General features: G+C 69.5%; 14 protein-coding genes and 1 rRNA gene. 13 read left to right on the top strand and 2 right to left on the bottom strand.

Annotation, left to right across the window (positions count from 1 at the left end; translation table 11 throughout):
- Nucleotides 1–199 precede the first annotated feature (199 nt).
- The 5 genes from rrf (at nt 200) to AC0662_RS39495 (ending at nt 3,862) form a co-directional block, all read left to right on the top strand.
- Nucleotides 200–317, top strand: a 5S ribosomal RNA gene (rrf, locus tag AC0662_RS39515).
- A 511-nt stretch (nt 318–828) separates the two neighbouring features.
- Nucleotides 829–1,164: a hypothetical protein gene (locus AC0662_RS39510; RefSeq protein WP_478307104.1), complete on the top strand. Its 336-nt coding sequence runs from the start codon at nt 829–831 to the stop codon at nt 1,162–1,164.
- Between the two features lie 54 nt (nt 1,165–1,218).
- Nucleotides 1,219–1,947 carry a hypothetical protein gene (locus AC0662_RS39505; RefSeq protein ID WP_478307102.1) on the top strand — a complete coding sequence of 243 codons (729 nt, stop codon included), beginning with the start codon at nt 1,219–1,221 and terminating at the stop codon, nt 1,945–1,947.
- A complete protein-coding gene (locus AC0662_RS39500) occupies nt 1,944–2,984 on the top strand; it encodes a hypothetical protein (RefSeq protein ID WP_478307100.1) in 1,041 nt (346 codons plus the stop codon). Before AC0662_RS39505 ends, AC0662_RS39500 begins: the two co-directional genes overlap by 4 nt.
- Nucleotides 2,985–3,001: 17 nt before the next feature.
- Nucleotides 3,002–3,862 (top strand): CHAD domain-containing protein, encoded by an 861-nt coding sequence (locus AC0662_RS39495; protein ID WP_478307098.1) that lies wholly within the window; start codon nt 3,002–3,004, stop codon nt 3,860–3,862.
- A 15-nt stretch (nt 3,863–3,877) separates the two neighbouring features.
- On the opposite strand, the gene AC0662_RS39490 is transcribed toward AC0662_RS39495, so the two are convergent.
- The gene (locus tag AC0662_RS39490; RefSeq protein WP_452201198.1) at nt 3,878–5,032 is read right to left on the bottom strand and encodes a DUF1015 family protein; all 1,155 of its coding nucleotides are present in this window, start codon (nt 5,030–5,032) and stop codon (nt 3,878–3,880) included.
- 24 nt (nt 5,033–5,056) lie between these two features.
- On the opposite strand from AC0662_RS39490, the gene AC0662_RS39485 reads away from it, so the two are divergent.
- The 6 genes from AC0662_RS39485 (at nt 5,057) to recN (ending at nt 10,742) form a co-directional block, all read left to right on the top strand.
- On the top strand, nt 5,057–6,163 hold the full coding sequence (locus AC0662_RS39485; protein WP_452201196.1) for an HAD-IIA family hydrolase: 1,107 nt from the start codon (nt 5,057–5,059) through the stop codon (nt 6,161–6,163).
- A 70-nt stretch (nt 6,164–6,233) separates the two neighbouring features.
- A complete protein-coding gene (locus AC0662_RS39480) occupies nt 6,234–6,719 on the top strand; it encodes a phasin family protein (RefSeq protein WP_452201194.1) in 486 nt (161 codons plus the stop codon).
- 1 nt (nt 6,720) lies between these two features.
- Entirely contained in the window at nt 6,721–7,221 is a 501-nt protein-coding gene (locus AC0662_RS39475; protein WP_478307096.1) for a hypothetical protein, read from the top strand.
- Nucleotides 7,222–8,037 carry a TlyA family RNA methyltransferase gene (locus tag AC0662_RS39470; RefSeq protein WP_478307094.1) on the top strand — a complete coding sequence of 272 codons (816 nt, stop codon included), beginning with the start codon at nt 7,222–7,224 and terminating at the stop codon, nt 8,035–8,037.
- 12 nt (nt 8,038–8,049) lie between these two features.
- On the top strand, nt 8,050–9,015 hold the full coding sequence (locus tag AC0662_RS39465; RefSeq protein ID WP_452201188.1) for an NAD kinase: 966 nt from the start codon (nt 8,050–8,052) through the stop codon (nt 9,013–9,015).
- A gap of 2 nt (nt 9,016–9,017) precedes the next feature.
- Nucleotides 9,018–10,742, top strand: a complete 1,725-nt coding sequence (gene recN, locus AC0662_RS39460) for a DNA repair protein RecN (protein ID WP_478307092.1) — start codon at nt 9,018–9,020, stop codon at nt 10,740–10,742.
- A 3-nt stretch (nt 10,743–10,745) separates the two neighbouring features.
- Here recN and AC0662_RS39455 read toward each other — a convergent pair whose 3' ends face one another.
- A complete protein-coding gene (locus tag AC0662_RS39455; RefSeq protein WP_478307090.1) occupies nt 10,746–11,234 on the bottom strand; it encodes a hypothetical protein in 489 nt (162 codons plus the stop codon).
- A 172-nt stretch (nt 11,235–11,406) separates the two neighbouring features.
- On the opposite strand from AC0662_RS39455, the gene steA reads away from it, so the two are divergent.
- Nucleotides 11,407–12,588, top strand: a complete 1,182-nt coding sequence (steA, locus tag AC0662_RS39450; RefSeq protein WP_452201182.1) for a putative cytokinetic ring protein SteA — start codon at nt 11,407–11,409, stop codon at nt 12,586–12,588.
- Nucleotides 12,585–13,532 (top strand): copper transporter, encoded by a 948-nt coding sequence (locus tag AC0662_RS39445; RefSeq protein ID WP_452201180.1) that lies wholly within the window; start codon nt 12,585–12,587, stop codon nt 13,530–13,532. The genes steA and AC0662_RS39445 overlap by 4 nt, the downstream gene beginning before the upstream one ends.
- Nucleotide 13,533: the final 1 nt, after the last annotated feature.

The raw sequence follows: 13,533 nt of genomic DNA, 5'->3' as shown, positions 1-13,533 counted from the left end.
TGGGTTGATAGGCCAGAAGTGGAAGCGCCGTAAGGTGTGGAGCTGACTGGTACTAATAGGCCGAGGGCTTGTCACACACTTAAGACTTCAAGCCTTAATGCGCTATGTAACGATGTTCGCGTTCACTGTACGGTTCCCAGGATACGGTCAACCCCAGCCAGTAAGTGGCTCGAGTAGGTTGATAGTGTTCTCATAGAGTTTCGGTGGCCATAGCGTCGGGGAAACACCCAGTCTCCATTCCGAACCTGGAAGTTAAGCCCTTCAGCGCCGATGGTACTGCGACCGGGAGGTCGTGGGAGAGTAGGACGCCGCCGGACATTCACACTGTTAAGGGCCACCCCAGTCGGGGTGGCCCTTAACATATGTGCCCACAAGATTTGGATAGACCGGAACGATCCGGCAGCAACAGCTTGTACCCGGAACCTCCTCCTACCAGGGGAGTGCTCCCGGCCAGGGCGTCACCTCCGCTGCGGGCGCGGTAACGTTTGTCCGATTACTGCTCTTCAGCATCGTTAGGAGTCATCGTGGCGACGCCACCTCGCAATCCTCGCTCCGGCTCTGGGGACCGACGCGGTTCCTCCGGTGGCGCCGGCCGTTCCGGTGGAGGCCGCCCAGACTCCAACTCCGGCCGTTCGGGCTCGAGCTCCGGCCGTGGTGGCTCGGGAGCTGGCCGTGGCGGCTCCGGAGGCGGGCGTTCGGGCTCGGGTTCCGGTGGTTCCGGAGGCGGCTGGTCGAACTCCGGCTCTGGTAGTTCCGGGGGTGGTTGGTCGGGTTCTGGCGCGGGCCGTAGTGGTTCCGGCGCCGGCCGTGGCGGTTCGGGTGCGCCCCGTGGTGGCTCTGCCGGCGGGCGCGGTTCTTCGTCTGCTGGGAGTGGTGGTTCCGGTGGCGGGCGTGGTGGTTCGGGTGCGCCGCGTGGTGGGTCGGCTGGTCGGTCTGGTGGAGCGCCGGCTCGACGGGGTGGATTCGCGGGCGGTCGGTCCGGCGGATCGTCGTACCGGGATGGGGATTCGTCCGAGAACAGGCGGGGGTTTGCCGGTTCTCGAGGAGACGACAAGGCTGAGCGGGATCCGTTCGGTGGCCAGATGTCGGGGCGCGATGACCGGTCCGGTGGCTATCGGCGTGATGACCGCGGGTCGGGGCGTCCTGGTGCGGGACGTGGAGTAGCCGGTTCTCGGCGGGACGACCGCGCTGGGCGCGACGACCGCGGTGGATACCGGCGTGACGACCGAGGTGACGATCGCGGTGGGTACCGCCGCGATGACCGTGGGGCCAGTGGTGGCAACCGGCGGGACGACCGCGGTGGGTATGGCCGCGAGGAGCGCTCGGGCCAGGGCGGCGGGTATCGGCGGGATGACCGCGCCGGTGACAGCCGTGGTGGATACCGGCGTGACGACCGGGGTGACGATCGCGGTGGATACCGGCGCGATGACCGCGGGGCGAGCGGCGGTAGCTACGGGCGTGACGATCGCGGCGGGTCTGGGCGTGAGGAGCGTTCCGGCCAGGGCGGTGGCGGGTATCGGCGTGATGACCGTGCGGGTGACAGCCATGGTGGATACCGGCGCGACGACCGTGGCGGCGACGATCGCGGTGGGTACCGGCGCGAGGAGCGCGGGACCGGCGGTGGTGGCTACGGGCGGGACGAGCGTGGCGGGGACGACCGGCGTGGTGGGTTCCGGCGGGATGAGCGTGGCGAGAGTCGTGGCGGTGCTCGCGGTGGTGGGCCTGGGCGCGGTGAGCGTGGGGCTTTTCGGCGGGACGAGCGGTCGGATTCGCGCGGGCGGACCGGCGGTCGGGACGATCGGCGGGGATCCGCTGGGCGTGACGACCGCCGAGATGACCGGCGTGGTGGGTTCCGGCGGGACGATCGCGAAGAGAAGGTCGGGCCGCGGCGCGATGACCCGAAGATTCCTGAGGGGATCACCGGCGCTGAGCTCGACCGTGGGGTGAAGGCCGAGCTTCGGTCGCTGCCTCGGACGCTGGCCGACCTGGTGGCACAGCACCTGGTCGCGTCGGGACGGTTCCTGGACGACGACCCGGAGTTGGCGTACCAGCATGCGCGGACCGCGCGGCGGTTGGCAGCGCGGCTTGGTGGCGTTCGCGAGGCCGTGGCGATCACGGCGTACCTGGCTGAGCATTACGACGAAGCGTTGACCGAGTTCCGGGCCGTACGGCGGATGACGGGGAACCACGAGGTCATCGCGATGATGGCTGACTGCGAGCGCGCGCTCGGGCGGCCTGACAAGGCGCTGGCGTTGACGAAGGACAAGCACGTCAGCGATCTGTCCGAGGCGACGCAGGTCGAGCTGCTGATCGTGGCGGCCGGGGCGCGGCGCGACATGCGGCAGACCGCGGCGGCGATCCAGATGCTCGACGTGCCGGAGCTGACGAAGCGGACGCGGGCCGAGTGGTTGCCGCGGCTGCGGTTCGCGTACGCCGATGCGCTGGCTGAGGGTGGGCGGACCGACGAGGCACTCGTGTGGTTCCACCGGGCGGCCGGCGTCGACGGTGACGGGGTCACCGGTGCTGCCGAGCGGGCTGCTCAGCTCGAGGGTCTGGAGTTCACGGACCTCGACGAGGACGACGCCGTGCTCGATGATGAGTACTTCGAGGACGAGTACGCCGAAGAGATCGCGGACTCGGCCGACACCGAAGCCGACGAAGCTGACGCTGAGGCTGACGAGGTCGACGCCAAGGCTGATGAGGCTGACGCTGACGCCGATGAGGCTGAAGCCAAGGCCGATGAAGCCGAGGCTGAGGCTGACGAGGTCGACGCTGAAGCTGATGAAGCCGACGCGGAGGCCGACGAAGCCGACGCGGAGGCTGATGAGGCCGACGCGGAGGCTGATGAGGCCGACGCGGAGGCTGATGAGGCCGACGCGGAGGCTGATGAGGCCGACGCGGAGGCTGATGAGGCCGACGCCGATGAGGCTGACGCTAAGGCTGATGAGGTTGCTGGTGGCGAGCGGGATGGTGTGAAGGACTGAGGGCTGGGGGAGTGGCCGTGGGTGGCGGGCGGTTGGATGCGGAGACGCCGGTCGGCGTGCTGATCGGGAACGCGCTCGCCAAGGGGACCGCTCGGCTCGAGCGGTCCATCCAGATGGTGGAGAACGACGAGGACGACGCCATCCACCAGGTGCGCGTGTCGTGCCGGCGGCTGCGGAGCGACCTGAAGCTGTTCCGCAAACTCCTGGACGGTGACTGGGCGACCGAACTCCGGGCCGACCTGGCAGCGCTGGCGCAGGCGTGTGGCGAGGCGCGTGATCTGGAAGTGATCGCCGACCTCGTCCGCGAGAACGGCAGCAGCGAGGACAACCCGGAGCACGTCGACACGATTCTCACCAGCCTGACCCTCGGCCTCGGCCGCGCATCCGCACGCTCGGCCGAGGTCGTCCTGGGAGAGTCCACCAAGGACCTCCTCACCACCCTCGACTCGGTGGCCACGGCCCCCGGCCTCAAACCCAAAGCCGACAAGCCCTGCAGTGAGGTCCTGCCGCAACTCCTGCAGTCCGCGACCGCGAAGTTCACCCAGGAAGCCGACAAACTCGAGCCCTGGACCCCCGACGACGACTGGCACGAGGTCCGCCTGCTGGCGAAGCGAGTCCGGTACGCCGCCGACACCAGCGCCTCCGTCCTCGGTGACGAGGCCAAAGCGACCGCAGCCCACGCAGCGACGTACCAGGAGCTTCTGGGGCAGCACCAGGACCACTGCGCCGCGGCGGACGCCCTGACTGCCATGGCGGCGGACGCGGCGGCTCAGGACGACCCTGAGCTCTCCTTCACCCTCGGACGGCTCACAGAGCGCCACCGTGCGGCTCGGAAGCCACTCCGCGAGCAGTTCCTCAGCCTGTACCACCGGCCCTGACTCACAGGGTCCGACTCACAGGGTCCGGAACAGCAGCCCCACTCGTGGCTTCGGGCCGAACGACGTGGCCTTCTGCGGCAGCACGACGCCTTGCGCCGCTGAGCGCAGTACCTGGTCCATCTGCGGTGCTGTGAGCTCCACAGCGACCTTTGTAGGGCCTGCCAGTGCCAGTGCGTCCGCCAGCGTGTGATGGAAGCTCAGATCGTCCTGAACGACACCCCAGGCGGGTAGTAGTACCTCGTGGAGCAGTACGACGGCCGGAGCGTCCGACGCGGAGTGCAGCGTGAGCCAGCTGGAACCGTCTGTGAGCGAGATGCGATTCGGATCGCCGTCCACGCGACCAGGCTGCATCTGCCAACCCACCGGCGTATGCGTCTGCACGGTCTGCAGGTCCAATCCCGGTACGACGCGGTGGATCGGGTCCAGCGTCAACGGATGCCGCACGTAGTCGACCAGCATCGCCAGACCGACGTCAGCGCTCGCGCGATACGGCGACCGCAACTGACGCTCCAGGTACGCCGCGTAGCGGTGGTGCCCGTCCGCGATGACCGCCTCGTGCCTGGAGAGCTCGGCCTCGATCTCTGCGAGCTGTTCCGGGTCCTCGATCCGCCAGATGCGGTGCTCGGCCCCGTTGTAGGTCTCGGCCTCCAGCCACGGCTCACCGGACCGCGCCGCGTCGACCGCGTCACTGGCCACACCACCGTCGGCGTACGCCAGCAGGATCGGCTCCAGATCGGCGTCCGTCGCCTCCATCAGCCGCAGCCGGTCGTCGACCCAGTGCGGCATCACGTTCTCGTGCGGCAGCACCACGTGCCGCCCCGGATCGAGACGGAGCGAGCCGACCAGTCCGCACAGTACGGCGTCCCCCAACCGCTGCTCGTAGACGTACAGTGCGGGGCGCTCGTCCTGCACCACGACACCGTCCCGCTGCCACCCGGCCAGCCGCTGCGCGGGTTCGTCGTACCGGGCCGGACCGAGCTCCGGATCGCGTGGAAGGATGAGCCTCACCATGTTGTGCAGATCAGAGTCAGTCAGCCGCCGGACGATGGCGGGTTCCAGCACGTCGTACGGCGGTGACGTGACGGCGCCGAGCGCGCTCACCTTGCCCGTCACGAACCGCCAGGCACGCAGTGGGTCGAGGCGCAGCGCGCTCTCCCTGGGATCCGGCATGCGCGGCATCGTACGGGGTGATGCATGAGCACGGAACGTACGGCGCCCGAACCGCTCTCGGCGTGTGACGAACCGCTCGCGAGCCGGTACGACGTGGCGCTGCTGGACCTCGACGGCGTCGTGTACGTCGGCCCGGATCCGGTCCCGAACGCGCCCGAGAACCTCCGCAAGGCCGCCAGCGAAGGCATGCGGATCGGGTTCATCACGAACAACGCGAGCCGGCCGGCGCGGATCGTTGCCGAGCACCTCGCGTCGTTCGGGCTGGACGTGATCGCGGAGGACGTGGTGACGTCCGCGCAGGCGGCGGCGAAGCTGATCGCGAGCGAGTTCCCGAAGGGCTCCCCAGTGCTCGTGGTCGGCGGTGAGGGCCTCACCGCCGCGCTCGAGGAATACGGCCTGACGCCGGTCCGGACCAGCGACGCGCACCCGGTCGCGGTCGCCCAGGGCTTCCACCCGGAGGTGAACTGGGTGATGCTCGCCGACGGCGCGCACGCGATCAACGAGGGCGCGAAGTGGTTCGCGACCAACATGGACGTGACGATCCCGACCGCCGCCGGCAAGGCGCCGGGGAACGGCACGCTGGTGCAGGCCGTCCGGGCCGCCGTCGACGTCGACCCGGTGGTAGCCGGCAAGCCCGAGCCGCCGTTGCTGGAGACCAGCATCGAACGGCTGGAAGCCAAGCGCCCGTTGATGATCGGGGACCGCCTGGATTCCGACATCCAGGGCGCGCACGCGGTCGGGATCGCGAGCCTGTGGGTCGCGACCGGCGTGCACGACGCGTACGACCTGGCGCGGGCGCCGAAGAACCAGCGCCCGACGTACATCGGCGACGGGCTCGGCGCGCTCGCCGAGAAGCAGCCCGGTGTCACGGTGTCGGGCGGCAAGCACACCTGCGAGGGCTGGACGGCGGAGGTGGTCGACAACGCCGTCACGATCAAGGGCGAGGGCCGCCCGTACGACGGTCTGCGCGCGATCCTGTCCGCGGTGTGGGCCGCCGTCGACGCGCCCGCCGAGCCGGTCAAGCCCGCGAAGACCGCCGGGCGCGGACGCCGGCCGCGCCCGAAGCCCGCGCCGACGGCGGACTCGATCACCCTCGACGCGGCCCTGCACCGCATCGGCCTGGACAACTGAGCCACTCTGCTGGCTGGTATCTCCGCACCGAGGCGATACCGTTGCTGGAACGAACCCCTGGAGGGCAGTCATGGTGATGGACGCATTGCGCGGCTACGTACAACTGGCGAACGGCCTGACCGAGGTCACCAAGCAGAAGGCCCAGGCAGCTGCGAAAGCGCTGCTGCAGCAGACGGGTGCGGACCAGCTGACGACCAAGGTCAGCGACCTGGCCGACGAGATCGTTGCCACCAGCAAGAGCAACCGTCAGCTGCTGCAGGCGATCGTGGCGAACGAGGTCGAGGGCGCGGTCGCGCGGCTCGGGTTCGCCCGGTCCGAGGAGGTCGCGGCGCTGACCCGACGGGTGCGGACGCTGGAGACCGAGCTGGCCGACGCGCACCTCGCGGCGCCGGTGGCGGCAGCATCAGCGGCGGACGAGGTCGTCGAGGCCCCGGCGGTGAAGGCGCCGGCGAAGAAGACGGCGCGGAAGGCCACCACGAAGAAGGTGGCCAAGAAGTCACCGGTCAAGAAGGCGGCCAGGAAGGCGCCGGCCAAGAAGACTGCGAAGAAGGCCTGACGTGACCGAACATCCTGGCGAGCAGTTCCCACCGGGCGTCGACCCGGACGTCGAGCCCGGATTCGACCCGGAGGAGTCGGAGCAGATCCACACCCACCCGGACTACGACACCGAGCCCGGTGCGCAGGACGCGGCCGAGCACGTCGATCCCGCGGCCGTCGAGTTCGGTCCGGAGTTCGCGCGGGCGCCGGGCGAGGAGTACGAGCACTCCTTCGAGGCCGGCTCCGCCGAGGACCCGACGTACGAAGAATCCGGCGCCGCCGAGGACCCGACGTACGAAGAATCCGGCGCCGCCGAGGACCCGACGTACGAAGAGCCTGGCTCCGCTGAGGACGAGGAGTCCGGTGAAGGTGGGCATCCGTTGGTGGAGCAGACGATGAGTCGGCTCGACGAGTTGCGGGACCGGCCGGTGAGCGAGCACGCCGAGGTGTACGCCGACCTGCACGAGACCCTGCAGAGCGCGCTGGTCGAGGCCGACGCCGACCAAGGCGACCGGGGCTGAGTGGCCAAGGGAGTCAAGCGGTCGCGGCTCGACGCCGAGCTGGTACGGCGTGGTCTCGCGCGATCCCGTGAGCACGCCAGCGAACTGATCGCCGCCGGCAAGGTGAAGGTCTCCGGGACGGTGGCCGGCAAACCCGCGACCGGGGTCGGCGCCGACGCGCCGATTGTCGTCGACACGTCCGAGCACGAGGATCCCGGCTATGCGAGCCGCGGGGCGTACAAGCTGCTCGGCGCGCTCGAGGTGTTCGACCGGATCGAGGTCGCGGGCCGCAGAGTGCTCGACGCGGGTGCGTCGACGGGCGGCTTCACCGACGTCCTGCTGCGCAACGACGCGGCGCACGTGATCGCCGTCGATGTCGGGTACGGCCAGTTGGTGTGGGCGTTGCAGACCGACGAGCGGGTCACGGTGATGGACCGGACGAACGTCCGGACGCTGACGCTCGAGGACATCGGTGGTGATCCGGTCGACCTCGTGGTCAGCGATATGAGCTTCATCTCGCTCACGCTCGTCCTGCCCGCGCTGATCGGCGTGGTGAAGCCGGACGGCGATCTGGTGCTGATGGTGAAGCCGCAGTTCGAGGTCGGCAAGGAACGGCTCGGCAAGGGTGGCGTGGTGCGCGACCCGGAGCTGCGCGCGGACGCGGTCCGGGGCGTGGCGGCCAAGGCGCGCGAGCTGGGCTGGGGAATCGAAGGCGTCGCGGCCAGCCCGTTGCCTGGTCCGTCAGGAAATGTCGAGTACTTCCTGTGGATACGACGTGTTGCACCGGTGCTCGATGAGACGATGCTCCAAACGGCGATCGAGAGCGGACCGCAGTGACCGGGAGGCAGGGTGGTTGAGCACGAGCCGCGGCGCGTGCTGCTGGTGACGCACACCGGCCGTGAGCAGGCCGTCGAGGTCGCCCGCGACGCGCACCGGCTGCTGACCGATGCCGGGATGCAGGTCCGGCTGCTCGGTGTCGAGGCGGAGGCGCTCGCGCTCGACCCGGTGGAGGTCGTCGACGACCCGGAGAAGGCGGCCAACGACGTCGAGCTGATCATGGTGCTCGGCGGCGACGGCTCGATCCTGCGCGGCGCCGAGCTGGCCCGCCCGCACGGTACGCCGGTGCTCGGGGTGAACCTGGGCCACGTCGGGTTCCTGGCCGAGGCCGAGGTCGACGACCTGGAGCGGATCGTCCAGGTCGTGGTGAACCGCACGTACACGGTCGAGGAGCGGATGACGCTGGCCGTTGACGTGCGGCTCGACGACGACCTGATCTTCGAGACCTGGGCGCTGAACGAGGCCAGCGTCGAGAAGGCCGCCCGGGAGAAGATGCTCGAGGTCCTGGTCGAGGTCGACGACCGGCCGCTGTCCCGCTGGGGCTGCGACGGTGTCGTGGTCGCGACCCCGACCGGCAGTACGGCGTACGCGTTCTCGGCCGGCGGACCGATCGTCTGGCCGGAGGTCGAGGCGATCCTGCTGGTGCCGCTGAGCGCCCACGCGTTGTTCTCGCGGCCGATCGTGGTGGCGCCGACGTCGCGGCTGTCGATCGAGCTGGTGCCGTCCTGGCACGGGCGGGGCGTGCTGTGGTGCGACGGCCGGCGGATGGTCGAGGTGCCGCCCGGCGCCGAGATCACGGTCCGGCGGGGCGCGACCCCGGTCCGGCTGGCGCGGGCGCACGAGGCCCCGTTCACGGACCGGCTGGTGGCCAAGTTCGACCTTCCGGTGCTCGGCTGGCGCGGGGCCGCCGAGCGCAAACGCAACGGCAACACCAACGGCAACACCAACGGCAACGGCAACGGATTACAGGAGACCTAGGCATGCTCTCGGAGATCCGCATCACCGGGTTGGGCGTGATCGAGGACGCGACGCTGGACCTCGACCCGGGGTTCACCGCCGTCACGGGTGAGACCGGGGCCGGTAAGACGATGGTCGTGACCGGGGTGAACATGTTGCTCGGCGGCCGGGCCGACAGCGGGCTGGTGCGGCACGGGACGCGGCGCGCGCGGGTCGAGGGACGCGCCAGCGCCGTACCGCGGGCGATCGTGCAGCAGGCCGAGGACCGTGGCGGCGAGCTGGACGACGACGAGTTGCTGATCGCGCGCGAGCTGTCCTCCGAGGGCCGGTCGCGGGCGTTCCTCGGTGGCGCGTCGGTGCCGGTGTCGGTGCTGGGGGAGGTGTCCGGCGATCTCGTCGCGATCCACGGGCAGGCCGACCAGTGGCGGCTGCTGCAGCCGGCGCGGCAACGCGAAACCCTGGATACCTTTGCCGGCAAGGCGGTTCTCGTTCCGCTGCAGGAGTACGCCGCGGCGTACAAGCGGCACCGTGAGGTCGAGGCCGAGCTCACCGAACTGACCACACGGGAACGTGATCGCCTGGCCGAGGCGGATCTGCTGCGGTTCGGTCTGGACGAGGTCGCGAAGGCGGAGCCCTTGTCCGGCGAGGATGTCGAGCTCGCCGCCGAGGAGGAACGGCTCGCGTACGCCGACGGTCTGCGGACCGCGGCGACGAGCGCGGCTGACGCGTTGGCGTCCGAGGACCTCGACTCGACCCGGCCGAACGACGTACTCGGCCTGCTGGCGTTGGCGAAACAGGTCCTGGACGCTGAGCGCGAGCACGACGCCAAGCTGGCCGAGCTGGCCGATCGCGCGGGCGAGCTCGGGTACCTGGCGGCCGATCTGGCGCAGGAGCTCTCGTCGTACGCCGCGGATGTCGACACCGATCCGGCGCGGCTGGCCGTGGTGAGTGAGCGGCGGGCGCTGCTGCACGGTCTGGTCCGTAAGTACGGCGACGAGCAGGGCACCGTGGACGAGGTACTGGAGTGGACGAAACGGTCCGCGACCCGGCTCGCCGAGCTCGACGGCAGCGACGAACGGGTCGAGGCCCTGACCGGTGAGCTGACCGAGTTGGACGCGAAGCTCGGGGAGCTCGGACAGCAGATCCGGGAGGCGCGGATCGAGGCCGCGGAACGGCTCGGCGTCGCGGTGTCCGAAGAGCTGACCGGGCTGGCGATGCCGCACGCGAAGCTGACGGTCGAGGTGCACGAGACCACGGCCGGTCCGTTCGGGATCGACGAGGTCGAGTTCTGCTTCGCGGCGAACCCGGGCAGCCCGGCCCGCCCGCTGCAGAAGGCCGCGTCCGGTGGTGAGTTGTCGCGGGTGATGCTCGCACTCGAGGTGATCCTGTCGGATACGCATCCGGTGCCGACGCTGGTGTTCGACGAGATCGACGCCGGTATCGGCGGCCGGGCCGCGGTCGAGGTCGGTAAGCGGCTGGCCCGGTTGGCGCAGAAGGCGCAGGTGATTGTGGTCACCCACCTGCCGCAGGTGGCCGCGTTCGCGGACCGTCACGCCGTGGTGCTGAAGAGCGACGACGGCTCGGTCACCACGAGTGGTCTGGTCGCCCTCGACGACGACGCCCGCCTGAAGGAACTGTCCCGGATGATGGCCGGCCTGGAGAACTCCGACGCCGCCCAGGCCCACGCCGAAGAACTACTCGCACTGGCCGCCGAACGGCACACCAAACCGAAGCGCAAGAAGCGCTGACGCTCAGCGGCCCTGGATCCCGCCGGGCTTGTGCGTCTCGATCCTGCTCCCGGTAACGGGCCGCTCCGAGCCGGCGGCGGAACTACCCGGACCGTCGCCCGCAGAACCAGTCGGACCGTTGTCCGGGATGCCAGGAGTTGGGACGTCGCGGTCCGTGTTGTTTACCGAACCGCCGACGCCGCGCTGGTCGGCCGCGGCGCGCAACTCGTTGTACGCCTGCCGTGCCCCGTTGACCTCGGCGAGCAGGCTCGAACGGCGCTCCGGGATGCCCGGGACCGGGCCCATGCCTCGCGTGCGTTCGGCGATGTCGGCCGGGGTCATGTCCAGAACGGTCCGTGCCCACGCCTGGGCGCGGGCCGTCGGCTCGTTCCGGGGCCGTGACGATCCGCCACCCGGCGAGTACGTCGCACCCCTGGGATCGGCGACTCCAGTGAGGGCGGCCTTGGCTCGGGCCATTTCCGGGTCGAGGGGACCGTTCGGCGTCTCCGTCATGGGCTGGTCCGTTCGTCGCTGGCAGTGGCGACGACAGTAGTAGGGAGCCGGGTCGCAGGTCGTTCAAAAGGATGATTTGACGGACAGTCACTGTTAATTCAGTGCGTGAACAGGCGCGTGCCCGGGTAAATGAACCGGGAAGGGGCTCTTGACATGGCAGGATGAGAGCGCGATGAAATTGCCCAGCCTGCGGAGAGCACGTCCTACTGAACTGCCCGGCATCACCGGAGTGGTCCGGCTGGATCGCCGTACCAAGAATCTCACCAAACGGCTGAAGCCGGGTGAGATCGCGGTGATCGATCATGTCGACCTGGACCGGGTGAGCGCCGAGGCGCTGGTCGACTGCAAGGTCGCCGGGGTGGTGAACGTCGCCGACTCGATCAGCGGCCGGTACCCGAACCTCGGTCCGGAGATCCTGGTCGAGGCCGGCATCCCGCTGGTCGACGGGGTCGGCCGCGAGGTGTTCTCGCAGCTGCACGAGGGGGAGCGGGTCCGGCTCGACGAAGGCACGCTGTACCGCGGTCACGAGGCGGTCGCGAAGGGTGTCGCGCAGGACAGCAAGACCGTCGCGGAGCTGATGGACGACGCCCGGTCCGGGCTGTCGACCCAGCTCGAGGCGTTCACCGCCAACACCCTGGAGTACCTGCGCCGCGAGAAGGACCTGCTGCTCGACGGTGTCGGCGTACCCGAGATCCACACGCCGATGGAGGGCAAGCACGTCCTGATCGTCGTCCGCGGGTACGACTACCGCGACGACCTGGTCGCGCTGAAGTCGTACATCCGGGAGTACCGGCCGGTGCTGATCGGGGTCGACGGCGGCGCGGACGCGCTGGTCGAGAACGGCTACGTACCGGACCTGATCGTCGGCGACATGGACTCGGTGAAGGACGACACGCTGAAGAGCGGCGCCGAAGTGGTCGTGCACGCGTACCGCGACGGCCGCGCGCCCGGGTCGGAACGGCTGGAACGGCTCGGCGTGGACTCGATCGAGTTCCCGGCCACCGGCACCAGCGAGGACGTCGCGATGCTGCTGGCCGACTCCAAGGGCGCGTCACTGATCGTCGCGGTCGGTACCCACAACTCGCTGGTGGAGTTCCTCGACAAGGGACGCTCCGGGATGGCCAGCACCTTCATCACCCGCTTGCGTGTCGGTGCCAAGCTGGTGGACGCCAAGGGCGTCGGCCGGTTGTACCGCAGCCGGGTGTCGACCCTCCAGGTGATCGCCCTCGCCGTGGCCGGCCTGTTCGCACTCGGCATGGCGTTGGTCGCGATCGGCGCCGACGACGTGCTCTGGTCGATCCTGCGGGCGCGCTGGAGCGACTTCGTCTACTGGATCCGGGAGCTGTTCACGTGATCGACTTTCGCTACCACATCGTCTCGATCGTGGCGATCTTCTTCGCTCTGGGCGCCGGTGTGGTGCTCGGCGCGGGCCCGCTGAAGGGCACCGGCAGCGATATCGTCCAGGCCCAGGCCGACAAGGACCGCCAGCAGCTGGCCGACGCGCGCGCCGAGCTGGTGCAGGTGAAGGCCCTGGACAAGTACCGCGACGACTACGTCGCCAAGGTGACCGCCGGGCTGACCGACGGCAAGCTGGCGAACAAGAAGATCGCGATCGTCACGATGCCGAACGCCGACAGCGACCTGAGCGACGGTGTGCAGGGCGAGCTGGAGAAGGCCGGCGGCGTCGTGACCACCAAGGTCGCGCTGGACGCGAAGCTGTTCGACACCGGTCAGCGCCAGCTGGTCGAGTCGCTGGTCAACCAGCTGGTGACCGCGGACATGAACTTCCCGAAGGACAGCACGACTTACCAGCGGGTTGGTCTGCTGCTGGCCCGTGGGGTCGCGGCCAAGGAAGAGGGCAAGACCGCCGACGCGGACTCGGCCAAGGTGATCAGCGGGCTGACCGGCGCGAAGCTGCTGTCGCTGAAACCGTCGCAGGTCAAGGACCGGGCCAGTCTGATCGTGGTGATCGCTGCGAAGCCGCCGACACCGGCGCCGGACAACTCGACGTACACCGACGCGGTCGACTTCATCAAGGGTCTGGACATCGGCAGCGGCGGGGTCGTCGTTGCCGGCACGCCGGACACCGCGGCCGACGGCGGACTGCTCAAGGCCTTGCGGAGTGACTCCGACGCCACCAAGATCGTTTCTTCGGTGGACGTGGCCGACATTCCCGCCGGCCAGATGACGGTGGTCTTCTCGCTGGCCGAGCAGGCGACCGGCAAGGCGGGGCAGTACGGCGCGATCAACGCGAAGAACGGCGTCGCGCCGTCGGCCGTACAAAATAAGGACAACTGAC

This window comes from Kribbella sp. NPDC043289, from assembly GCF_056436705.1.
The sequence above is the reverse complement of the archived record's forward strand: the minus strand, read 5'-3'. Positions and strand labels throughout refer to the sequence as shown.

What these genes read in the sequence shown, in the direction of transcription:
- AC0662_RS39480 (WP_452201194.1), top strand. Translation starts at nt 6,234, where the DNA reads ATGGTGATGGACGCATTGCGCGGCTACGTACAACTGGCGAACGGCCTG.
- steA (WP_452201182.1), top strand. Translation starts at nt 11,407, where the DNA reads ATGAAATTGCCCAGCCTGCGGAGAGCACGTCCTACTGAACTGCCCGGC.
- AC0662_RS39485 (WP_452201196.1), top strand. Translation starts at nt 5,057, where the DNA reads ATGAGCACGGAACGTACGGCGCCCGAACCGCTCTCGGCGTGTGACGAA.
- AC0662_RS39455 (WP_478307090.1), bottom strand. Translation starts at nt 11,234, where the DNA reads ATGACGGAGACGCCGAACGGTCCCCTCGACCCGGAAATGGCCCGAGCC.
- recN (WP_478307092.1), top strand. Translation starts at nt 9,018, where the DNA reads ATGCTCTCGGAGATCCGCATCACCGGGTTGGGCGTGATCGAGGACGCG.
- AC0662_RS39490 (WP_452201198.1), bottom strand. Translation starts at nt 5,032, where the DNA reads ATGCCGGATCCCAGGGAGAGCGCGCTGCGCCTCGACCCACTGCGTGCC.